Raw genomic sequence first — 23,678 nt, forward strand, 5'->3', positions numbered from 1 at the left:
GTACATCCCCTTTTTCAAGAGCTTTACTTATTTATTATCATTGTCCTGATTAAGAATTATCTGTTCCAGCAGACGATTCTCTGTTTGAATAACATCAAAGAAGCCGCTGATTTTTTCAAGCTGTTCATAATCAATCTGATACAGCTTCACACTTGGTTTTATGAACAGGAAGCCGCGATTGATTCGTACGCGATTGTTAATCAGATGACACTGCTCCATCATTGACTGAAGATCCATCTCAGAAACACTGTTCTTGATCCGTTCAACTCGTTCGCGCTCATAAGTAAGTTCGTCTTTTGTAACAATCATTTTCTCTGTAATTGTCACTAACTCCTTATTCAACTTCCATGACTGTTCAATAAACTTAGCTTTCTTATATAAATCATCATAATGAATCAGGTCAATTTTAACTGGTTTGTACCAGTCTTCTTCATCCACAGTTATTTTTCTGTGCTTCTTAAAACGTTTTAACCCGCTGACAAGCAGACTATTTTCTATAGCGAGCAGCTCGTGTTCCAATTTTTCTTTTGCTACCCGCACACGTTCCTTTGACGCTTTTTCCCGCTTCAGACTTTCTTTCAGATAAACAATTTCACTCTCTTCTGTCCGAGCTAAGGAGTTTTCTGAAGACTTCCTGACTGCAGGAAGGTCAACAGAATTTTTACGACTTTTACGACTTTTTCTGCTGGCAGCAACCGGCTCATACTCGTAATCATCCTCTTCTGGTGTTTCATCAATAGTTACATTAACTGGAAATGACAGCTCTTCAGCCGATCCTGAATCATCTTCTTCATTCAAAATCTCATCTAAATGCTTCTCCAGCATTTCACTGATGGATTCATTTAAGTTACCCTTCATTTGCTGAAGGCTTTCTATGATATTGAAATAGATCGGTGTATCGTAACTTTCATCACGAATGGCAATGGGAATGAACTCACAGGCGTACGTGCTGAATTCTGCTTCAATTTCTTCCGACATTTTCGTCCACAGAAACTGAGGAAACAGCTCCTTCAATTCATCCAACAATGCTTCTTCATCTAACTGAACCTGAAAAAATTGGATTTCTAGATAGTCACGGTTCTTCTGTGAATTCTGTAACTGTTTAACTACCTTTTGTTCCTCCATTGGAGAGAAACTACTTCCAGTTACTCGGCTATAGATGCCTTCACATGAAACCAGCAACTCATCCGCAGAACTGTTTTCATAAATTGTTGTTCCTAAATAATCAGGAATTGCTTTTTGGTGAAAAAAAACATCAAATGCCTCACTCACTGAATCTTCCTCCCTTCTCTATAAATCCATTTGGTCATCTTTAACTAAATTGATAATCTGACTGAACGCCAATTCTGACTCTTCTTTTACATTTTTGATTCGATTGTAATAATTTGTATATTCCCGCTCCGCTTTTTCCAATCGTTTTAGAATAACAGCTTTCCGCTGAACTTCCTCATTAATTAGCTGAGCGCGATGGTTTGCCTGATTAACAATTTCTTTCGCCTGACGTTTTGCTTCCAGAAGAACTTCACCAATATCTTCTTTAGATAACTGTGTCTCAGTAGTAAGCTCTTGCTGTGCCAAACGGCGTCTTGCAGAATCAAGCTCCTGACGCAGTCTTGATAATTCTTCATAAGTAGAAGTATCTGTTGTCGTCGGATCATTTGACATAATAACAATTCTATCCTCAGACAATTTATCAATTTCCTGCTGTTTGGAAAGTAACTCCTGCTCATATTGACGAACTTTTTGAGAAAAACGTTCTGCTTTCTTGCGATTCAAGTCAAGTTCATCCAGCTGACGTGTATTTTCTCTGGATAATTCATCATATTTTCTCTGCAGCTGCTGCAGTTCAACAATCCGGATTTCATAATCCTTCGGTACAGCCTGAACTGTAGCCAATTCATTTTCAAGGGAAACATTTTCATCTCTTAGTTCAGCCGCTTCTGTTTCTGCTTTTGTAAGAGCTCGTTGACTTTTTCGTAATTCAGCTTTTAATTCCTGAATCTCATCCTGCAGCTCTTCTAATTCATCATCATCGACAACAACTGGTGCCGGTCGCTTTTTCTTTTTAGGAGCAGCCGGTTCAGACTGTTCTTTCTTTTTAAATGAGAAGCGTTTCGGAGCTTCATCGTAATCATCTTCATCGTCGTCATAATCGTCATCTTCATCGTCATAATCATCATCATCGTCGTCGTCATAATCATCATCGTCGTCGTCATCGTCATCGTCATAGTCATCATCGTCGTCATAATCATCATCGTAATCATCATCGTCATAATCATCATCATCGTAATCATCGTCGTCATAATCATCATCATCGTAATCATCGTCGTCATACTCGTCTTCATCATAGTACTCATCATAGTCTTTTTTGGATTTATTTTTTCCTTTTTTTAAAAAAGAGAACATGGATTCACAGCCTTCCTAATTTATGTTAACTATTATTTATATTTATGTGTCTATTTTATCCTATCCCCCTTTTTACTTCAATCGTACGAATTATCATTTTTTATGGTCTATATAAATTATAGCGATCAATCAGCAGTAGATTACATCTGCTTATAATATTTTTCTTTATTGAACTGTCAAAACAGACTTGTAGTCAATATAGTTATGGTTTTATAAATTCTTTTTCAAAAAACAAATCATTCTCATTGGTGTCCTGAATAATGGAATCTAGATATTCCTTTAAGAATGAGGATTCTTCATAGATAATCTTATAAGCTTCGGATTTTCTAATTTCTTCAGCTTCTTTATCAGAGATATCATCTTCACCGGTAAAGAACCGCACATTTAGTCTACTAACAAGTTCCACCGCTTTGTCCAGCGCTTCATCTTCATAAAAACTATTTTCCAATAATGTACTGTATCCCATTCTGCGACTGTCCTTAATAAACAGTTCTTTTAAATAAGTACTGTGTCCCAGTATATTTTCGTCAGTAAGAGACTGTTTTTTGGCCCATTGATCAACATCCGTTTTTTTTCTTGAATAAGTCAGCTTATCTTTTTCCAATTCAATGATTCCAACTGGATTAGGTGTGATGGCAAATGAGCCGGTTACAATCTCTGTAATTCCCGTTGCTTCATTTGTCAAAATATCCTGTGCATGTATGTGACCGGAAAACACGACTGAAACCTTAAATTCCTGAAGCAGCTTACCAATCTCCTCAGCATTATTCAATACGTATCCCTTACTCACTACAGCATTATGCTCAAAAAGATTGTGATGCATAAAAACCAGTGTCTTCTTACCTTTATCAAAACTAATTTTTAATTGTTCCGACATCCACTTCTGTGTCTTCGAATCAATTTTACCAGCAGTCATCGGAGCACGATTTGAAGAGTCATTTGTATAAATATTTGTATCTAAAAACATGAAGTCATACTCATCATTTATCTGAACCAGATAACTTAAAGAAGAGTCATCCCGAACAGCGGCCTGAGCATAGCCAGACTCAGCAAACAGCTCCTGAAAATCAGTTGGAGAAATTTGATCGATCTTTTCTTGTTCTTTTCCTAAAAAACTTCGTGCCCATCCATCATAAATATCATGATTGCCTGGGATGACAAATGTCTCTATACCTGAGTCCTTCAAGGGAGACAGTATTTCTGCAAATTTTTGAGCACTGACATATTCTCCATTCAGCGTAATGTCTCCTGTAACTATCAATCCATCCGGCTTTCGAGCTGCAGCATCTGTTATAAGTGCCTGAAGACTTTCTTTCTGATAATTTAAATCTTTTCCCGCAGTTGTCATTTGAATACGCTGAAAAGCTTCACCTGAATCATACAATTCCTCATCAATATAATGAGTATCTGTAATGACCCAAAAATCCAGATTATCTTTTTGAAAAAGCACTTTGTCTACAGGTTCTGCTTTCCCTGGATTGTTAAAAGCAAATATAACAAAGCTTAGAAATACCGTACCAAAAATACTTATAAAAATCACTGGTGCTTTCTTTTTCATTTCTATTCTCTCACCCAAACCATTATATTTTAAATATAAATAGTTCAAAAATGGCTGGGAAGAATCCCAGCCACATAAGCTATCATATATAATTGAATAACCAAAACTGGAATATGGCACATTCACCCTGCTGACCGACAAGCAGCACAACACAGGCAAAATACTTATTCACCATTCCTTTTGACGAGTAATTGTGGGTCCATATCATGAAATTACAGTTGAATGATATGATTCAATCTGTAACCTCATAACGGATCTGTCCCAGCTTCCACTTGACAACATTCAATTAGATAGACGTCGCATAGGGCGGAGTCAATACCAACTCCTGGCCTTCAGTTAAGAAATACTGATCTAAGCTATTCCACTCTTTCAGTGAAATAACTGAAATTCCTGTCTTTTTAGAAATTTTCGCTAATGTATCGCCTGATCTCACTTCATAGACACTGCTGCTTTTCTTTTTGGAAGCAGTCATTTTATAAGATTTAGCATTCGCCTGTTCTCCCTGCATCGAATTGATAACACGTTGAACACTTCGAATAGAACGATCAACAATTTTTTCCTGCTTCACTACTGTTTTTTCTTCTTTTACTTCAGTAGTAGGAATGACTAATTTCTGACCTACAAAAATCATTCGACGTTCAAATTGATTTCTTTCCAAAATAGCAGAGACAGGGATATTGTATAACTCGCTGATAGATTTCAGAGAGTCGCCTTTTTTCACAACGTGATAAAGAATATCCAGCTTCTCTTCCATTTCTTTATCTTCTTTTTTTAGATCAGTCTTGCTGTCTTTCTGTGTTACTTTATTATTTAGACTTGCAAGCGTTTCAGTCTCAGTATTCAGTTTATCGAACTCTGTCAGATCATAAGCTTCAATCAGACTGTTCAGTTTAGATGCGTAGCTGGTATCTGTAGCATAACGCCCTGTAAGGAATTTTGTAGCATCTTTATATTCCTTTGTATTGCTTTTCCAGGTACCGCTGTAAAAACCGCTATTGCTGTTCACTCCGCCGTTTAATAATTTCATGTAATCTGTTAATGACTCTTTATATGACGGATATTTTCTAAAGCTGGCGCGAATACTGATCATATTGCCGCCGCCCGTGTCCTCTTGGGTCAGAAAATTAACACTTTCACCTTCGTAGCTTCCCTTAATCCCAAAAAGATTATAGTTAGGTGCAGAAGCCAGCGCACTGTTTCCAGAGCCGCTCTCCAAAATTGCCTGAGCAATCATTACTGAAGCATAGAGATTGTTCTTGCCTGCTATCTCCCGGGCATCTTCACTGATTTCATCAATAAATGCCTGTGTCGTCAGATTTCTTGGAATATAGTAAACACTGGTTGAAATCCCAGAATCTGTTCCTGTTGTCGTTTGATTGTATACAGGAATCGACTGTGCCGGTCCAACAGTTGACGGGTTGTTTGTTGATGTGCTTGGCCGATTATTATTTGTAGAAACACTCGGTTTGCTCGGCTTATTAGGCTTGCTTGTACTTGTTGATGTATCGGGTTTACTTGAACTTGTTGTTGTTCCCGAACTTTCGTTTGTTGAAGAAGATGACGTACTTTCTTCTGTTGTTGAGTCAGTTGTACTTGACTCGGTTGTACTGCTTGTTTCTTCAGATTCAGACTCAGAGGTTTCAGTAGAACTGCTTTCTGTCGTGCTGCTTTCCTCTGTCGAACTTTCTTCTACAACGCTCTCTTCACTACTTTCTTCCGTTTCAATCGGCACGTCTACAATACTTTCAGTAGTAGAAGATTCCGGCATTTCCGGTGCAGCCTCAGAAGTTGAGCTTTCTTCAAAATTTTCATATTCAGTGGATACTTCTGTTGTAAATAAAATTTCATCCTGTTGTTCCGTGCTTTCAAGGACTGAATCTTCTGTTTTATTTTGTGCAGAAATAATCGTACTATTTGTGAATGTGGAAGTTGCAGAAGCAGTCAAAAGTCCGGCACTGGCAAGACACATTCTTTTTAGACTTTTTTTCCTTTTCATTTCTTTTTCTTCCTTTCAACATATTAACACTCTTTATTACTTTCTATTTATGTAATGATTTTTACTAATAAACAATTGTATACCATGGACACTCTAACATATTATACCAGAAAAAAAAGTCCTTTTCTTCTCAAAAATTTAATAGATTGCTAAAATTTTGAAGACAAACAGAGAAATAATGATTCTTTTCTAATCCCACTCTCATTTTACAGCTAGAAATATCTTTTCTCAACTATTTAATTTTTATTCCGGAATCATTTCACCACTTATTTCCCAAATGAAATATTTCTGCTTATAATACTAAAAATGGAGCTTATATTTCCTTTTTCTCATGATACATCTTTATGAAATCACATCTACAATAGAATACGATTCTTTTTTAAATAATAATCCCACCAGAAAAAGAAAGCTTTCAACTTAATTTATCACTTTGTGCAGCTCTTTAGAAATATTTCTTCCTATTTATATAAAGATATTTCCCACATTTTACAGCTCTAGCCTGATTTGAGTCTTTTTAACCAAAACAGGGAACCTATTTTCCATGAATGAAAAATAAATTCCCTGTTTTATTACTGTCAGCTCACTCTTAAAAAGCAGGTGTTAATGTTTCACTGTGCTCATTTTCCAAAAAGCTTTTGACTTCATCACTGGTCATCGCAGCTTTCAGTGCTTTAATTTCATCTGAATTCTGATTATCTTCTCGTGCTACCAGACTGATTGCAAAACGGTCATCGATAGTCTTTTCCAGGATAAGTGCATCTTTTGGTGTTAAACCAACTTTAGCAATATAGGTCGGATAGTTGTAGACCAGTGCGACATCCTGTTCATTATAAGCTTCTGCCAAGTTAAGCAAATCTATCGACAGCCATTCAAAATTCTTAGGATTTTCTCTTATATCTTTAATCGTTCCTTCAAATCCAACGCCTTCTTCCAATTGAATCAACCCCTGCTCGTCTAAAATCGCCAAAGCTCGACCTTCATTGGAAATATCACTCGGTAAAGCTATTTTCGCTCCATCTGGAATTTCCTCTACAGATGTATAGTTTTTAGAATAGAAGCCCACTTTGGCATTATAAATTTTCTGAACCAGCACCAAGTCTGCATTTTTTTCCTGATTGAATTTCTCCATGAAAGGTTCATGCTGAGCAAAATTGGCATCGATTTCCTTGTCATTCAGCAGCTCATTATATTGAATATTATCGTTGACTTGAACCAGCTCGATTTTATAACCGTCTTTTTCAATGACTTCACCGGCTATTTTTACAACATCCGTCATCGGCGGCATATGAGAAGCTACTTTAATAATATTGGTTTCTTTTTCTACATTTCCCTCTAATTGATCCTCTGCCTGATTCCTGCACCCGGCTGCAAGCATAAGAAGACCTCCAAGACATAGACTGATACTTAAGACTTTTTTCATTTGTATTCCCCCTAATGTTTTTTATCCAGTCTTTTGGCAAGATAATTTCCGCCAATCTGTATCAGACTGACACTGACTATCATCAAAATAATGGCTGTATACATTAATGCATATTCATATCTTTGATATCCATACCGTAAAGCAAAGTCTCCAATTCCTCCGCCACCGACTACCCCCATCACAGTTGAATATGAGACCATACTTATTATTACTGATGTTAACGACAGCACGATGCCAGACCTCGCTTCCACATATAAAAAATGAAAAATCAACTGCCTTCTCCCTGCACCGAGAATTTCTGCCAATTCAAGCACTTCTTCCGGCACTTCAAACAATGTCTGTTCAACCAGACGCGCAGAAAGCGCAGCCGCAACAAAGCTAAGAGGAACTGCTGCAGCTTTTGTTCCAAAAGCTGTTCCTGCAACAAGACGCGTAAATGGGATCAATGCTATAACAAGCAAAAGAAAAGGGAACGAACGGACAATATCAATGACTCTATTCAAACTGATCGACAGTATTTTTGAACGAGCTGCTTTTCTTCTACTAATCAGGTATAAAGCCGTTCCCAGAGGAACACCCAGAAAAACTGCCGAAAGTATAGCGTAAAACATCATTATGCCGCTTTCTCTCAAAGCTTTCAGCAGTTCCGGTAAATAATAGGAGAGTGTCGTTAAATATTCATTCATTTAGAGTCTCCTTTATTCGATCATAGTAAGAAGAAAAAGTCTGTGCCTTTTCAGGCTGGGATATGGTTACTGTTTCCAGCAGCTGCCCCTTTTCCATGACTGCTGCTCGGCTGCATAGCGTACGTATCAACTCCAGTTCATGGCTGACGATGACAATCGTTGTACCGAACTCTTCATTTACTTTTTGCAGCAGTTTTGATATTTCATAAGCATGCTGACCGTCCAAAGCAGAAGTCGGCTCATCACATAAAAGAAGAGTTGGCTCGCTTACCAAAGCGCGGGCAACAGCTGCCCGCTGCTTTTCCCCGCCGCTCAGCTGTTTTGGAAAACGATTTCTTTTTTCTTCCATTTTTACAAAGCGAAGTGCTGCGTTAACTTTTTCAGGGTTTTCAATTCCTGACAATTTTAACGGCAAAGCTACATTTTCAGCGATTGTTTTATTGTACAGCAAATTGAAATGCTGAAATATCATTCCTGTCTTTCGGCGATCCTCCCGCTGTTCTGCTTTCGTTCTTTTAGAGATATCTTTTCCATCAATTGTAATCATGCCGTTATCAGGCTTTTCCAATGTGTTCAAAAGTTTAAGCAGTGTTGATTTCCCGGAGCCGCTCTCTCCGATTATGCCGAATATTTCTTTTGGCTGGATAAACAAATCAACATTTTTCACTGCTGTTATTTTTTCATTTTTCTGTTCATAGTGCTTACTTACTTTTTCAAATACAATCATCCGGTGTCACCTGCTTGTCAATAATTGGACAAAATTCTGAAGAGTTATATTTGTAAAATAGTCTTCAAAAGATATCTCTTTCAGCCTCTCTTCAATCGCAGCTTTGGTATATAAGCTCCCAATCAGCAGCTCCTCAATTTCTTTGGTATCCCGCTGATTAAAATAGTCTCCATAAATTCTCAAGTGCGTCAGCACCTCTTTTTCAACTGAAAATTTAAGTTCAAGCATACCTCCAGGAAATTTTTCCTCTTTTTCTATGGTATATTTTGGTGCTTCACCATATATCCATTGCTCGTTCCCATAGATATCCTGAACCAAATTTTGTATCTTATCTTTATCCTTTTGAGTAAGTCGGTAACTCCATTGTTCCAGATCAGCGATCCGTTCCACTTCAAACAGCTGAAGAAGAAGCTGATCACGAAATTCTTCAGTTGTCAGATTCTGATACGCTTTGTATAAATAGGGTTTTATATTGGTTACGTGACTTCTCACCGATTTCGTTCCCTTTGCTTCAATTTTTTTCTGAGAAACATCAAGTACTGAGACCATCTCTTCCATATCCACATCAAACATCAATGTTCCATGCATAAACATCTTCTGTCCTTTTTTATACATTGCATTACCTGAAAATTTTTTTCCATCTATAAATAGATCATTTCTGCCATTCATTTCTGCTCCTACTGCTCCCATGCGATGGAGGGCTTTCAGAATGGGTTTAGTGAATGTTTTGAAATCTCCAAACTCATGGTCTTTTGCATCCATTATAAAGCTAAAGCTTACATTTCCCAGATCATCATATACCGCACCGCCGCCCGACTGCCTTCTTGTTATGATAATATTCTTTTTCTCTGCATAACTCATATCAATTTCTGACAGTGCATTCTGATTACGTCCAATAATGACAGACGGTGTTTGGATATAAAACAGCACCAGAGAATCCTTTAAATTGAAATGATTTAACAGATAGTGTTCTGCTGCAAGATTTTCACGTATATCTCTGGATTCAAGTCGAATATGATACACCTTCAGATCAACTCCACATCTGTATTCATAAATATTTTCAAAGATAACATCACAATTATACCATCATAAATGAACATACGCACTTATTTATCCTCAGGTAAATAATATTCCTTATTTATATAACAGATAACAAATGTAATACAGCTTATTATTTTGTATCAAAAAACGAAGTTATGACAGAACTTAGCTTGTATTGGGCTGCCAATTCTGCTAATGCTCTGACCAAATTATAAATTACAATAAAAGATATTCTATAAACGATGCTCAATGATAAGAACAAGCAGCTTCAAAAGCAACTGAGGAATTGCCAGTCCTGCTTGGATAGAAACATACAGTACCTCTCCATGCGACAAGTAAACGCAGGAGCATAAGTGTTCATCTCGGAGAATCAAGTAGGTATCATGGAGCGTCTACTCTGACAGGTCAATCGCAGTGATTTGTGACAATGTTTATCAAATTTTTTAGTGAAATGATATAAGTGCGATAGTCAAATGAATTAGCGATCATTCATTCCAAAAAGAGAAATAATTAATCGCAGAGGCAATAAGAAGGCGTTTACGGAAATGACAAGAAAGCTTGTAGGATACCTTTCAGTAACTAGATGGTTATGTATCAAAAATTGGAACAAAATCCTTCTATTCTTAATGGCTTTGCCATTTAGAAATTGTTGAGCTCGAAACGAAGTCCTTCAATTCTTAGCGGCTCTGCCGTTTAGAAAGTGATGAGATCGAAACGAAGTGTAGTGTAGGAAAACTGTAGATACACATTCTAAATTGCATGTATCAAGGATCGAAAGGGAAAGGCTTTACTCCTATACTTCTTACGAATGCTCGAATCACACAAAGACTGGAACACCGTTTATTTAGTTTTTAGGGGATATGACATATTTTCGTCACATCCCCATTGTTAAATAATAGCTAGTTGTCGATTTTGCGCAATTGAAACAATGTCAGACATTCAGAGATTCCCATAACAATAAGAATTCCACCAAACAATTGAAACAACAGCAAAATACTCTTAAATGGATTAAATATCAAAAGAATACCACCGATTAATAAAAATAAGCCATACAGGAGAAAAAGTACCCAATTAACATCTGTATATTTTCTTAGATTAAATGATTGAATCAAACGTGTACTTCCAAGCATAACAAGAAGCAGCCCCAGAAAAATCGGAAAAATACTCACAATTACTTTGGAAAATACTAAAACGATCCCCGCTAAGACTAAAAAGATAATACCAAGAACAAAACTGCTGTCATAAACATCTGCAGACCGTTTGACTTTAATCCCTTCTATCAAATCAACCAGCCCCATAAATGCCAAATATCCTGAAATTAAATAAACAGCAATTTTAAATACTGCAGACGGATTCACCACAATTGCCAACCCTGCTAATGCATAAACGATTCCTCGCAATAAAGCGTGTCTTCTTAAATGATAAATTAGTGTATCCACATTCTGCACCTCCTGTTTTTTATTCATTGTATAAATTTTTTTGCTTAAACACTACTATTTAGAATCGAAATCTATCATTTCTATTTATTTTCTCATTAACAGCTGTTCAACGTCAAAAACAGCAGCTCCTTTGCTCCGCTTCATTACTTCCTTTAGATTCCACGTCACCATGGATATCCTTGTCCTCAACCAGACATTTTCCACTACTCAAACACGCTGGGGACTTGAACCCTTAAAACCGAATAAACGCTGTTCCCGAAGCAGCTCCGCTACGCATCCCCTTCTGCTACCCTTCTGCTAAAGTACTGATATAAGCAGCGGCAAAGTAGAACTAGCACTTGTCAGTCTAAACTGTGCCGAGTTGCCAACACTTTTCCAAATAAACACGTTTGTATCGAGAATTGAAGGACTTCGTTCCGATCCTCGAAGCATGTCTAGGGGCATGTAGGAACTTGCTTCTACGCTTCTTCGAATGCTCGAATCATACAACCGTTTATTCGGTTTTAGGGATCTCAGACATACTTATGCCACAGTCCCTAAATAAGTAGGATGACCTAGTTTGTTACTCAAGGTCAACTTGCAAAAAAAATCGACCTACAAGCCGCCTCTGTCCTCTTTCGTATGACAGGGAATAGCCTGTAGGTCAATTCTTTTTTATTTTCATTCTGTTTGGTGAGGGAATGAGTGTTTGTCACGCCCTCTTGCTTTCATTGTACCCAGCGAATTATTAATACCAGCCGTTAGCCAACCAGAAAGCTTGTGCTGCTTCCCAAGAGCCATAGCGTTGTGCAACATACTGATCTGCTACACGTTCCTGGTTTTCTGCAGAGTAGTCTCCGTTCAGATAAGAAGAATCTAATTGGTATCTTCCAATATATCTTCCGTTAGTTGCAGTATAAGAACCGTTTGATTCTTTTTGTGCAATCCATTCTTTTGCTGATGATGAAGTTCCTGTATATGCTGATGCAGCTGCAGACTCAGTTGCTGCCGGCTGTGCTGCTGGTTGAGTTTCTACTTGTACTGCTGTTGCAGGTGCTGCAGCTATTTCCGTCCCTTCACCTGTTTTGATTACCAGCTCCTGACCTACATAGATCATGTGAATGTTATCAATGTTGTTGTCTTCAGCAATTTTATTGATGAAATTAGCATCCCCGCCAAATTGTTGGGAAATCTTTGAAAGTGAATCCCCTGATTGAACTGTATATAAAGTGTCTGCATGTACGTCTGTTGTTCCTACAAAAATTCCAAAGCCTGCTGCTAAGATTGTTCCTAAAAGAATTGTTTTAATAGATCGCATTATCTATTCTCCTTCGCAAAAATGATTTTTGCCTCTCAATGAGACGTTTCATACTTTATCATCTCATCGTATTTCATAGGTGAAAATATCGTGACAATTCATTACGAGTATTTATTTTTCGTAACACTCTGTAAAAGAAGCATTAAGCATTCCCTTTATATAAGGGTTTTAGCAATCTAACAGCCTCTTAAAAAAACTACCATTTTTTATAAAGAACATGTAAAATTTGTGTTCACTTATCTTTTTCTAATCTTTTTCCAATAATAAATGAAGTTTTTTTTCAAAAAAAATGTAGTATATATCAAAAATGTAATATAAAAAAGCAAGTTTTATGTTATTTTCATCATTTTTTCAAAGAATTTATCTGTTTTTCCTTTTAAAAATGAAGCATCAACTGTCTTTTTCAGATAGATTTCCCAGTAATTTCGGCAAGTTCATAGGCTCCTCATATGTAAGTGCAAAAGTTATCTTTCCATTAATCAAATTGATAGAAAATATAAATCTGGTTTACTTTCTCCTGACAATTTTTCCTGACAACAGTTAAATATTTATCGGTTTGTCGTTAATCATTTTTGGACACACTCTCACAAGTCAATCTACCTTATAAAATTTGGCAGAACCTTCTATTTATGTATTCTTTGAACAACTGCTATTTAGTTACATGTTGTTTAAGTCCACTATAATAGTAGGAAACTATTCTTGATTAGAAAATCGATGAAAGAAATGAGGAATCTTCCTGACTATTGAACTAAAGAAAATCACCAAAAATAACTGGCAGGCGATTGCTTCATTGAGTGTTTCAGAAAGACAGAGCCAATATCTTCCTTCAAATATCTATTCTCTGGCCGAATCAAAATTTGAAGATGCAATGAGCATACTGGCGATTTACAAAGAAGAAATACCGATTGGGTTTCTTGCTTACCAGTTGGATGATGTCGGAGATTTGAATCTATTGAGATTTATGATCAGCCATGTTCAACAAAGCAAGGGTTACGGAAAATAAGCACTGCAGCTTCTTCTAACCCATCTGAGTGAAGCATTTGATAATGATAAATTGTGGCTAAGTCTTCATCCGGAGAATATTACCGCCAAGAATTTTTATAACCAGGTAGGGTTCACAGTCTCTGTAATTGGAGCAGAAACAGAGAACAAAATTTTTATGCGCTGTACTCTTCAAACAAAAAACAGTTCTATAATAGCAGAAGTAATTGTCGACCGCTTTCACATTGTTGAGTACTTGAATTCAGCCTCTAACAACTTCCGAATCCAAGAAATGAAAGAACTAAAGACAGATGGGCATGAAGCACTCCTGTACCTCTATCAAGACGTTTAAAACATTTCTCTTATAAATTCAAATCCTACACTAAGTATGAAGACACGCATCTTTTTAACTGCAGGTCTAATTAAAATAAATTAACAATAAAGAAGATAATAAATGCGAGACATGCTCTCCATCCATTATCTTCATAAAATTATTTATCTTATTTTAATATACACAAAGACAAAAACAATCTAACTTTCATCTGCAATTTTTTATTTTTTATCTTTTAGCTATTTTTTCCTCCGAGTCACCTGCTGACTACCAAAAGCATATTTCCTTAAAAATTCAATGGCCTTCCCTGCTTCTGCCAAAACTTCTTTGTCATCTTCATTTTCTTCAATCTCCCGTAAAATATCAAGCCATTTCTGCGGTTCTCTAGTTCCAAGTTTACCGATTGCCCACACTGCGGTACCACGAATCACTGGACGTACATCCCCCGCACACTTCAAAATTTCAGGTAACGCTTCTCTGCCGCCTAAATTAGCCAAAGCAATCAATGCATTTCTCTGTAACGGCTTTTTGCCCCGCCATGAACCGGCAAGATGTCCAAACTGTTCCTTAAATTCTCTGTTGGAAAGTGACAGCAGCGGCTGAAGCTTCGGATATACTTCGTCTGGCTGAGGTTCCATTTCCTCATGAAAATGAAAATCCTTCCCTCTATTATAAGGACAGACCATCTGACAAATATCACAGCCGTAAATAATATTATGCATCTTTTTTCGATACTCTTCCGGCATCATTCCTTTTGTCTGTGTTTGGTAGGACAGACAACGCTTGGCATTCATTCTGCCATCTCCCAAAAGTGCTTCTGTCGGACAGGCTTTAATACACCTTGTACAGTCTCCGCAGCCAAAAGGAACTGGCTGATCTGGTTCAAATGAAATATTCGTTATTATTTCCCCCAGATAAACAAAAGAACCAAATTCTTTTGTGATGAGCAACCCATTTCTACCGATAAATCCCAAACCGGCTCGTTGTGCAGCTGCAACATCAATCAATTCTCCTGTATCCACCTGCGGCTTAAATTGCCATTCCTCCTGCTCCTCTACGCTGTCGGCCTGCTTTCGAATAAACGCAATCAGCTGATTCAGCTTTTCACGCAATATATCGTGGTAATCAATTCCCCATGAGGCTCTGGCAAACTGTCCTCTCTTTTCATCTCTTGGAACTTTTCCCCTAATTTTTGTCGGATAAGCCAGTGCAATTGCTATAATTGTTTGAGGATTTTGAAATGTTTTTTCAGGATAAATTCGTTCCTCTATTACCGGATGTTCAAAACCAGAAGTGTAACCTCGTTCTTTTTGCTCCTTTAGTGAATCTTCCAAATGAGAAAATGGTTCTGCAGAGGCAAAACCAATCTTATCGATTCCCAGACGCTTACTCTCCAAAATGATTTTTTCTTTTAAGCCCCTCATCTGTCTCCTCCTTCACGATTCACTACCCAAATAAAAGTGCGGCTTAAATTACTTTCCAGAACTGTCGAAAATAGTTACGCAATTGGCTATCAGCTTGTTCTCCATGATCGACCGTTCCATTACTCTCACAGCTGTCTTTTCAAAATAAAAAGCTGCAAAAATCATTCGCTGCGGTTCTCTTCAATTTTCATGCTTTTTCTTAGCATCCACTCTACAATAGGTCCTGTTGCCAGCAAACAAATAAAGGTCGCCACATGAAAATCCTTGCTTCCCAGCAGAATACCCACAATCACCAGACTGGTATCCAGAGTTATTCTAACAACACGCAGACTAAATTTACTGTATGCTTCCAGAATAAAAGAAAGACACTCGATGGCTGCCGATCCCATTTGAGCTGAAACATAGAAGCCAATACCCACGCCATAAAGTACAGCTGCTGCTACTGCCCAGATTAATGAAAAAGAAAGCTCCCAATCACCAAAAATTGAAAAAAAGAAATTAAGAATGATCCCTATACCAAAACCATTGATAATAGTCCCAGGACCAATCAATTCCCTTTTAATGAAAAAGGCTGCAATAATAACCAGACAGTTGAACAGCATACTAAGATAGCCAAACTCCAACGGAATATGATTTTGCACTCCAGTAAGAAAAACACTTAGGGTATCTGTTCCATATCCGCTCTTCAACAATATAAAAATAGCAAATGCTGTTAACGTTGTTCCAAAAAACACAGAAAAAATACGATAAACCGGATTTAATTTTGTCATTTTCTTTCACATTTTCTTTCTTATAGTATAGTCAAATATTTTATATTTTAGAAACCTTACAAAAAAACCCTGTAACTTGTTATTTATACTTCAAAAAACAGAATTAGTCAATGTACTCTCATTTTACCACAGGTTAGAAGAACGAAGCCAAATTCCTTCACTATAAAACAGACCACATTTTCTTCCCTCAACCTACTTCCAATCTATTGACTTTTTTCTTTAGATAACGTAGACTGGTTACTACTTGAAAGACAACTAAATAAGTACCTCAGACTGAGGTAGAGGTCGCGATTTTTATTAATCTTGCGGAGTGAGAGGACACTTTGAAGCAAGCCTAGGAACAATCGCCGAAATATATAGCAGCCTCCCTGTTATATATTGGGACATCATGCAAATAGCTGATGGACTGTCTTGGCAGTAATGCCAAGTTGCGCTATGTTTCTGTTGAGGAATTTTTGATTTCAACAACCAGCATGCGCATGGTTGTTTTTTGTTATGTAGAAAGAGAGGATAAATAAAATGATTAAGAACAAACAATTTTTTTCCTTCAGCTTATTGTTCACTTTATTACTAGGGATTGTCTGGATGCCGCTGAGTGTCACTGCTGAAGGAACTTCAAGCATCGCAAACGGTGAATTTAGGGTCGGCATGGAAGCAGGATATGCACCATTCAACTGGACTCAGACAACTGATGCAAACGGAGCTGTCGCAATTCCGGGGGATCATTCTTATGCTGGCGGTTACGATGTACAAATCGCAAAAAAAGTTGCAGAAGGCTTGAATAAACGTCTCGTGATTGTAAAAACAAAATGGGACGGCTTAGCTCCTGCTTTACAGTCCGGTAAAATAGATGCTGTTATTGCAGGCATGTCGCCAACGCCGGAACGAAAAAAAGAAATTGATTTTTCAGACCCTTATTATGAATCAAATCTGGTGATTGTTACCCGCAAAGACAGTAAATACGCAGACGCAAAAAGTATTAAAGATTTCAGAGGGGCAAAAATTACCGCTCAGCTAAATACCTTCCACTACACAGTGATTGATCAAATTCCCGGTGTCCAGAAACAACAGGCACAGGCAGATTTCGGTGCCATGCGTACAGCTTTAGCTTCCGGAGTCATTGACGGTTATGTCAGTGAACGTCCTGAGGGTGTTACTGCTGCAAGTGTTAATCCTGACATCAAAATGGTTGAATTTAGCGAAGAGAACGGCTTCCAAACAGATCCTGCAGATACAACGATTGCTATTGGACTGCGTAAAGAAGATCCAAATCTTGATAAAATAAACGAAATTTTAGCAGGCATCTCTCAAGAAGAACGAACGAAAATCATGGATCAGGCAATCATTGATCAACCGGCAGCTGAAAATATCGGAGATGAGAACCAATCAAAACCTGGTTTGCTGACTGATTTTAAAAATATTCTAAATCAATATGGTGTGCTGTTCCTTCGTGGTACAGGAACGACTTTACTTCTGGCACTTATCGGTACAGTTGTCGGTACTCTAATCGGTTTATTGATTGGTGTCATTCGGACAGTTCCAGAGTCAGAGAATAAAGGGAAATATGCTCTCCAAAAAGTCAGTAACTGGTTATTGTCTGCCTATATAGAAATCTTCCGCAGTACACCAATGATGGTACAGGCGATGGTTATTTATTATGGAATTGCTTTGGCATTCAGTATTGATTTAAATCGTACGGCAGCCGCTTTATTCATTGTCTCCATTAACACCGGAGCTTATATGTCGGAAATCGTTCGCGGTGGAATCTTCTCTGTCGATAAAGGACAGTTTGAAGCTGCACAGGCGATTGGAATGACGCACAGTCAGACGATGACTAAAATTGTACTGCCTCAGGTTATCAGGAATATCATGCCGGCAACAGGGAATGAATTTGTTATTAATATTAAGGATACTTCTGTATTGAGTGTTATTTCAGTATCCGATTTGTTCTTCCAGGGAAATTCGGCTGCCGGAGCAAATTATCAGTTTTTCCAAACATTCTCTATCATCTGTGTAATATACTTCATACTGACATTTACAATAACCCGCATTTTACGCTGGGTAGAAAAACGAATCGACGGACCTGCTGCATATATTCCAGTTGAAGAAGCAGAGCAAGCTGTTATTACCGGTGAAGATAAATAAGGAGACCGCTCATGAATACAATTATTAAAATTGAACATCTAAAAAAGAATTTCGGTGAAAACGAAGTGTTAAAAGATATCAACATGACTGTAGAAAAAGGAGAGGTCGTAACCATCATCGGCTCATCCGGTTCTGGAAAATCGACAATGCTGCGCTGCGTCAATCTTTTGGAGAAACCAACAGCAGGAAAAATTATCTATCAGGGAGAAAATGTTTTAGTACCTGGTTATGATCTGCCTAAATACAGAACTCATTTGGGCATGGTATTTCAGCAATTTAATTTATTTAATAACTTAAACGTTTTAGATAACTGTACGGCCGGACAACTCTCTGTCTTGAAACGCTCAAAGAGCGAAGCTGAGCAAATAGCAAAAGAAAACTTGGAAAAAGTCGGTATGGCTCGTTTTATCAAAGCGAAGCCGGCACAACTTTCCGGAGGACAAAAGCAGCGTGTCGCAATTGCTCGTGCACTGTCCATGAATCCCGATGTTTTATTATTTGATGAACCAACCTCTGCACTTGACCCTGAAATGGTAGGAGAAGTGTTAAAGACAATAAAAAGCCTGGCTCATACCGGGCTGACAATGATGATCGTCACTCACGAAATGGAGTTTGCCCGTGATGTTTCTGATCGCGTCATTTTCATGGATAAAGGGGTCATAGCAGAGGAAGGGACCGCAGAAGAATTTTTTGCCCATCCAAAAGAGGAGCGGACAAAAGAATTTCTTCAGCGGATATTATCAAAATGATAATATATTTATAGAAAGCAGCGGCTCTGGGATGAACCGCTGCTTTTTGGTTTGATGCTTATCCTGTTATTCCTTGTAGCTTCTGACTTTCATCGCCTGATAATTTCTAATAAATTCTTCTATGGTATCAAATGATTCTGTAATTAGAATATTTTCACGATCTTCCTGTGACAGAAAGCCTTCCGTAACCATATGATTAAAGAAATCAGCCAGCAAATCGTAATAGCCGTTCGGATTCAGCAGGACACATGGATGCGCATGCTCTCCCACACGAGCCCATGAAATTGCTTCGGAAATCTCCTCCAGCGTACCTGGTCCTCCGGGCAAAGCTAAGTAACAATCAGCCTCATCCATCATTTTCTTCTTCCGTTCATGCATATCCTTCACAACAATCAGTTCTGTCAAAGAAGGATGAGCAATCTCTCTATCCACCAAAAATGTCGGCATCACGCCAATTACTTCACCGCCCTCTTGCAAAACCATGTCAGCAATAATTCCCATTAACCCAACATTGCCGCCGCCATACACAAGACCATACCCCTGAGAAACCATCCATTTTCCCAGCTTTTCTGCCTGTTCCTGATAAACAGGATTATTTCCTTTATTGGCGCCGCAATATACTGCTATTCGTTTCAATACTTTTCCCCGTTTCATTTATTCTTTTAACCCGATTGCTTATTTACGGCAGCTGCTCTTCCAGATAGGAGACATCGTTAAATGTTTCTAAAATGCAGTTCCCCTGTTCTTTGTGTATCACCGTCACACTTGTATTTTCCAATGGACCATTTTTCCGCCAATTTCTTTTCTCTTCACCCATCAGATAATTGATCAATACCAGCAGTAAAACCCCATGAGCCACAATCAGGACATTGCCGTCCGGATAATCTGTGCTTAACCTTTCAACCATGCTCATTCCTCGTTTAATCAGCGAGTCATAGGTTTCACCATTAAACTCAGAAGGATTATACAGATCTGGTCTTTGGCGTAAATAGTTAGTTTGCTGATCAGCAATATCCACTTCGATTCCCTCACGCTCACCAAATCCAAGCTCCTTTAATTCATCATAATACTGTACAGTTAAATCGTTCACGTATTGGTTTTCTGTCAAGATATAGTTTGCTGTATCCATAGCGCGTTTTTGCGTGCTGACAGCTGCTGCTGCAAAAGTCGTTTTCGACAGATATTGCCCAAGTTTAACCGCCTGTTCAATGCCTTCTGAAAGCAATGGCGAGTCAATGCCTCCGCCTTGAAAACAAGTCTTTTTGTTCAACTCTGTTTTCCCATGTCTAATCAAATAAAATGTTGTCATACAAAAATCCGTTCCTTTCTCACTCTGCTGCTTTTGATTATAGCAGTTATTTTTTTATCTGTCCTTCTATTGTGAATGGATCTTAAGTAATCTTGTGATATGATAAATAGAAGATAAAGGGGGAGTTTCATTGAATATACAAAATTACCAGAAATGGATTAGCGACTTTTATAAAAAAAGAGGATGGTATGAGTTGAATCCTTTTATTCGAGTAAATTTTTTATCAGAAGAAACCGGTGAAGTGGCGCAGGCAGTACGCGCTTTGGAAATTGGTCGTGACCGTCCCGATGAGCCGGATAAAGAACAACACGTATTGCGGCAGCAGCTGACAGAAGAGTTAGGTGATGTTTTAGATAATATTTTTATTCTGGCGGATAAATATGATATTCAGTTGGAGGACATTTTAACGTCTCATCAGGAAAAACTTATTCGCCGATTCCACACAGAGAAAATTGATTTATAATCAACTAGAAGGACTTTTTCCTAAAACAAAATAGTAGTCAAAAAATAAATACAAGAGAGGGATAGCCATGACTGAAGCAATAATCATTCGGAAAGTGCAAGAGCAGGACTATACAGCCTTGATGCATATTGAGAACAGTATTTGGACCAATGAAAATTCTCCTGTTCTCCACCATTATGACAATGTCGAACAATATAAAGAACGGATGGGGGATAAATTGATTTTTGTTGCCGTTCTTTCAGAAAAAGTAATCGGATTTGTTGATGTTCATCCGCCAACCCCGCTCCCCTCTCATCAACATCAATGGATGATTGGGATTGGTGTTCATCCTGATTTTCAATCCGTTGGAGCAGGAAAACATCTTCTAACCCATCTAAAAGAAATTGCTCCAGTTTATAATATTCACAAAATATCCCTGCGGGTAATGGGACCAAATAAACGAGCGATTGCTTTTTATAAACGAAATGGGTTTATTCAAGAGGGACATTTAGTTGATGAATTCTATATCAACGGGGATTATTGCGATGACTATTTATTTGCCTTCATTTTGCCTTAGTGTATTGACCAAATTATAAATTACAATAAAAGATAGTCTATAAATGATGTTCCATGCTAGAAAATTTTAACTCATATACTTCAATGACAAAACTGAGCAGCTTCAATAAGTATTCCTTGAAAGAAGCGAGCTCAGTTAAATTTTATACTACTTTACAGCTAGTTTGGCTCGATTCAGCAATAGAGTCGGGCAGCCCGCTTACTTGAGCATGACGATTCTTACAGTTGCTTTTATAGAAAAATACACTAGTTTCTCTATTATGAAAAGACAATAAATTCTTATTCCAATGTCTTGCCTCGTCTTCTTAAGTCTGTTATTTTAATAAAGATGCTTCTAGCAGCTTGAGTTAAGCAACAAGCTGTCACAATTTTATCATCAAGAGGAGACTTAAAATGAATAAAAAACTTTCCTGGCGGGAATATCTTTTCGTCGGATCTATGCTTTTCGGCCTATTTTTTGGTGCCGGTAATTTGATTTTCCCTGTTCATCTGGGACAGGAGGCTGGTTCAGCCGTCTTTTGGGCTAACTTGGGCTTCCTAATCACCGGAATAGGGTTGCCTTTTCTGGGAGTCATTGCTATCGGTATTTCAAAGAGTAATGGGCTTTTTGATCTGGCTCAGCGAATCAGCCGTCCTTATGCAATTATTTTTACTACACTGCTTTATTTAACAATTGGTCCATTTTTTGCACTGCCAAGACTGGCGACCACTTCATTTGAAATTGGTTTGGCTCCATTCATTGCGCCTCAACAGCAGCCTGTTTTTCTAGCTCTTTTCTCAGCTCTTTTCTTTTTTACAGCCTGGCTTTTTTCCAGAAAACCCTCTAAAATACTGGATTATGTCGGAAAATTTCTGAATCCTCTCTTTTTAGTTTTACTGGGCATTCTGCTGTTGCTTGCTTTTATCTATCCACTTGGATCAGCGGGTACAGCCCCTGTAAGTGAAGCCTATGTGCAACATGCCTTTTTCAAAGGATTTACAGAAGGCTACAATACATTGGATGCACTGGCCTCTTTAGCTTTTGGAATCATTATTGTCACAACGATTCGCAGAATGGGTATTGAAGAACCTAATGAAATTGCCAGAGATACGATTAAATCCGGAGCTGTCAGTATTCTTTTAATGGGCATCATATACTCTTTGCTGGCTTATATGGGAGCAATGAGTATGGGAGCATTTTCTTTAAGCGAAAATGGAGGCATTGCCTTAGCTCAAATCGCCAATCATTATTTGGGCAGCTGGGGCAGCCTGATTCTGGCTTTAATTATTATTATTGCCTGTCTCAAAACAGCGATCGGACTGATAACGGCCTGTGCAGAAACATTTTCTGAATTATTTCCTCAGGCTGGCTATTCAACTTATATTATTGCAGTAAGTATTCTTCCCTGCCTGTTTGCTAATGTAGGGCTGACAAACATTATTCAGTTTTCTATTCCAGTATTGATGTTCCTGTATCCTTTAGCGATCACATTGATGCTGCTGGTTATTATCGGACCGCTATTTCATCATCGACCTGAAGTCTACCAGATGACCACTTACGTAACTTTGCTGGCAGCTTTATTGGATGCATTGAACAATTCTCCCAGTTTTATTAAAGACAGCGGATTTGTCCAAAACATCCTTGAATGGGCTGGGTCCTATCTCCCATTCTTTTCAATCGGTATGGGCTGGATTGTTCCATCAATTATAGGTTTTATTGTTGGCTGGATATGGAGCAAAGTTACACCTGAGAAAGCAAACATTTAAATTTAATAAATGAGGTTGTGACAAACACTCATGAGGGCTATCGTCCACACCAAACAGAATGAAAAGAAAAAAACGATCGACCTACACGCTATTTCCTGTCATACTAAAGAGGACAGAAGGGCTTGTAGGTCGATCACTTATTGAGGTTCTTTTCCAAGTTGACCTTGAGGGACAAACTAGATCATTCTACTTATCTACTCCTGCGCTTACTCGTCGCACAAAAAGATATGTACCATTCATTAGGTCATAGAACCTGCGTATAAGAAGTGTTCTGCCTCAAGAACCAGCATCATCTACTCTGACAAGTCAGCGGAATATATGAATACCTCCCTGAAGTTATTCATATTTTTAGTATAGTTCGACTTATTTCCAGAACTGCTGTCTCTACGAGTCTAACGATTCTCGAGACAAACCATTACACTGTATCCGTTTTTCTGCGCCTACGGTTTATCCGAATGCTCGAATCATACAAAGACTGGAACACCATTTATTCGGTTTTAGGGGACTATGACATTATTTTTTGTTTATATATTACCATTTAACAATAAAGAGTTTGTATCATTTCCTGAATCAACTGGATTCTTTTAAAATAAGTCCTTATTTGGAAAAATACACTGCTGCCTATGATTGATTTG

21 protein-coding genes and 1 riboswitch are annotated in these 23,678 nt (G+C 38.0%); of the genes, 7 read left to right on the plus strand and 14 right to left on the minus strand.

Translation table 11 applies throughout. The annotated features are described in order from the left end of the window. Nucleotides 1-27: 27 nt before the first annotated feature. The 10 genes from LI954_RS06995 to LI954_RS07040 form a co-directional block, all read right to left on the minus strand. Nucleotides 28-1,272, minus strand: coding sequence for a hypothetical protein (locus tag LI954_RS06995; RefSeq protein WP_202066725.1), 1,245 nt, complete (start codon nucleotides 1,270-1,272; stop codon nucleotides 28-30). Nucleotides 1,273-1,290: 18 nt separating this feature from the next. Further along, nucleotides 1,291-2,406, minus strand: a complete 1,116-nt coding sequence (locus LI954_RS07000; protein WP_229444059.1) for a hypothetical protein — start codon at nucleotides 2,404-2,406, stop codon at nucleotides 1,291-1,293. Between the two features lie 202 nt (nucleotides 2,407-2,608). Continuing rightward, the gene (locus LI954_RS07005) at nucleotides 2,609-3,964 is read right to left on the minus strand and encodes a metallophosphoesterase (protein WP_229444060.1); all 1,356 of its coding nucleotides are present in this window, start codon (nucleotides 3,962-3,964) and stop codon (nucleotides 2,609-2,611) included. A 286-nt stretch (nucleotides 3,965-4,250) separates the two neighbouring features. Next, the gene (locus LI954_RS07010) at nucleotides 4,251-5,960 is read right to left on the minus strand and encodes a glucosaminidase domain-containing protein (protein WP_229444061.1); all 1,710 of its coding nucleotides are present in this window, start codon (nucleotides 5,958-5,960) and stop codon (nucleotides 4,251-4,253) included. 586 nt (nucleotides 5,961-6,546) lie between these two features. After that, the gene (locus tag LI954_RS07015; RefSeq protein ID WP_202066721.1) at nucleotides 6,547-7,380 is read right to left on the minus strand and encodes a MetQ/NlpA family ABC transporter substrate-binding protein; all 834 of its coding nucleotides are present in this window, start codon (nucleotides 7,378-7,380) and stop codon (nucleotides 6,547-6,549) included. 11 nt (nucleotides 7,381-7,391) lie between these two features. Further along, nucleotides 7,392-8,066, minus strand: a complete 675-nt coding sequence (locus LI954_RS07020) for a methionine ABC transporter permease (RefSeq protein WP_202066720.1) — start codon at nucleotides 8,064-8,066, stop codon at nucleotides 7,392-7,394. Beyond that, nucleotides 8,059-8,793: a methionine ABC transporter ATP-binding protein gene (locus LI954_RS07025; protein ID WP_202066719.1), complete on the minus strand. Its 735-nt coding sequence runs from the start codon at nucleotides 8,791-8,793 to the stop codon at nucleotides 8,059-8,061. Before LI954_RS07025 ends, LI954_RS07020 begins: the two co-directional genes overlap by 8 nt. 6 nt (nucleotides 8,794-8,799) lie before the next feature. After that, nucleotides 8,800-9,816: a lipoate--protein ligase gene (locus LI954_RS07030; protein ID WP_202066718.1), complete on the minus strand. Its 1,017-nt coding sequence runs from the start codon at nucleotides 9,814-9,816 to the stop codon at nucleotides 8,800-8,802. Nucleotides 9,817-10,733: 917 nt separating this feature from the next. Beyond that, the gene (locus LI954_RS07035) at nucleotides 10,734-11,273 is read right to left on the minus strand and encodes an HdeD family acid-resistance protein (RefSeq protein ID WP_202066716.1); all 540 of its coding nucleotides are present in this window, start codon (nucleotides 11,271-11,273) and stop codon (nucleotides 10,734-10,736) included. A gap of 727 nt (nucleotides 11,274-12,000) precedes the next feature. Further along, a complete protein-coding gene (locus LI954_RS07040; RefSeq protein ID WP_202066715.1) occupies nucleotides 12,001-12,570 on the minus strand; it encodes a LysM peptidoglycan-binding domain-containing protein in 570 nt (189 codons plus the stop codon). Nucleotides 12,571-13,360: 790 nt separating this feature from the next. On the opposite strand from LI954_RS07040, the gene LI954_RS07045 reads away from it, so the two are divergent. Together LI954_RS07045 and LI954_RS16325 are read left to right on the plus strand one after the other, a co-directional pair. Next, the gene (locus LI954_RS07045) at nucleotides 13,361-13,573 is read left to right on the plus strand and encodes a hypothetical protein (protein ID WP_202066714.1); all 213 of its coding nucleotides are present in this window, start codon (nucleotides 13,361-13,363) and stop codon (nucleotides 13,571-13,573) included. A gap of 156 nt (nucleotides 13,574-13,729) precedes the next feature. Continuing rightward, nucleotides 13,730-13,903 (plus strand): transposase, encoded by a 174-nt coding sequence (locus LI954_RS16325; RefSeq protein WP_420705971.1) that lies wholly within the window; start codon nucleotides 13,730-13,732, stop codon nucleotides 13,901-13,903. 218 nt (nucleotides 13,904-14,121) lie between these two features. Here the strand turns inward: LI954_RS16325 and queG are convergent, their stop codons facing one another. Together queG and LI954_RS07055 are read right to left on the minus strand one after the other, a co-directional pair. Then, complete coding sequence (gene queG / locus LI954_RS07050; protein ID WP_229444062.1) at nucleotides 14,122-15,306, minus strand: tRNA epoxyqueuosine(34) reductase QueG; 1,185 nt, start codon at nucleotides 15,304-15,306, stop codon at nucleotides 14,122-14,124. A gap of 161 nt (nucleotides 15,307-15,467) precedes the next feature. After that, on the minus strand, nucleotides 15,468-16,076 hold the full coding sequence (locus LI954_RS07055) for a YczE/YyaS/YitT family protein (RefSeq protein ID WP_229441606.1): 609 nt from the start codon (nucleotides 16,074-16,076) through the stop codon (nucleotides 15,468-15,470). 271 nt (nucleotides 16,077-16,347) lie between these two features. Beyond that, nucleotides 16,348-16,520: riboswitch (Lysine riboswitch) on the plus strand. Nucleotides 16,521-16,661: 141 nt separating this feature from the next. Here LI954_RS07055 and LI954_RS07060 point away from each other — a divergent pair. Together LI954_RS07060 and LI954_RS07065 are read left to right on the plus strand one after the other, a co-directional pair. Continuing rightward, entirely contained in the window at nucleotides 16,662-18,221 is a 1,560-nt protein-coding gene (locus tag LI954_RS07060; protein ID WP_229444077.1) for an ABC transporter permease subunit, read from the plus strand. An 11-nt stretch (nucleotides 18,222-18,232) separates the two neighbouring features. Continuing rightward, nucleotides 18,233-18,970 (plus strand): amino acid ABC transporter ATP-binding protein, encoded by a 738-nt coding sequence (locus tag LI954_RS07065; RefSeq protein ID WP_202066709.1) that lies wholly within the window; start codon nucleotides 18,233-18,235, stop codon nucleotides 18,968-18,970. Between the two features lie 66 nt (nucleotides 18,971-19,036). Here the strand turns inward: LI954_RS07065 and LI954_RS07070 are convergent, their stop codons facing one another. Both LI954_RS07070 and LI954_RS07075 read right to left on the minus strand, forming a co-directional pair. After that, nucleotides 19,037-19,624 carry a TIGR00730 family Rossman fold protein gene (locus LI954_RS07070; protein ID WP_229444063.1) on the minus strand — a complete coding sequence of 196 codons (588 nt, stop codon included), beginning with the start codon at nucleotides 19,622-19,624 and terminating at the stop codon, nucleotides 19,037-19,039. A 25-nt stretch (nucleotides 19,625-19,649) separates the two neighbouring features. Continuing rightward, nucleotides 19,650-20,279, minus strand: a complete 630-nt coding sequence (locus tag LI954_RS07075) for a histidine phosphatase family protein (protein ID WP_229441608.1) — start codon at nucleotides 20,277-20,279, stop codon at nucleotides 19,650-19,652. A 130-nt stretch (nucleotides 20,280-20,409) separates the two neighbouring features. Here LI954_RS07075 and LI954_RS07080 point away from each other — a divergent pair, with 130 nt between their 5' ends. The 3 genes from LI954_RS07080 (at nucleotide 20,410) to brnQ (ending at nucleotide 23,043) form a co-directional block, all read left to right on the plus strand. Next, the gene (locus LI954_RS07080; protein WP_202069404.1) at nucleotides 20,410-20,742 is read left to right on the plus strand and encodes a MazG nucleotide pyrophosphohydrolase domain-containing protein; all 333 of its coding nucleotides are present in this window, start codon (nucleotides 20,410-20,412) and stop codon (nucleotides 20,740-20,742) included. Nucleotides 20,743-20,809: 67 nt separating this feature from the next. Continuing rightward, entirely contained in the window at nucleotides 20,810-21,298 is a 489-nt protein-coding gene (locus LI954_RS07085) for a GNAT family N-acetyltransferase (protein WP_229441609.1), read from the plus strand. 392 nt (nucleotides 21,299-21,690) lie between these two features. Continuing rightward, nucleotides 21,691-23,043 carry a branched-chain amino acid transport system II carrier protein gene (gene brnQ, locus LI954_RS07090; RefSeq protein ID WP_202069408.1) on the plus strand — a complete coding sequence of 451 codons (1,353 nt, stop codon included), beginning with the start codon at nucleotides 21,691-21,693 and terminating at the stop codon, nucleotides 23,041-23,043. Nucleotides 23,044-23,678 lie beyond the last annotated feature (635 nt).

The sequence above is a fragment of the Enterococcus sp. CWB-B31 genome (genome assembly GCF_020567645.1).
In the GTDB taxonomy this organism is placed as follows: Bacteria; Bacillota; Bacilli; order Lactobacillales; family Enterococcaceae; genus Enterococcus_L.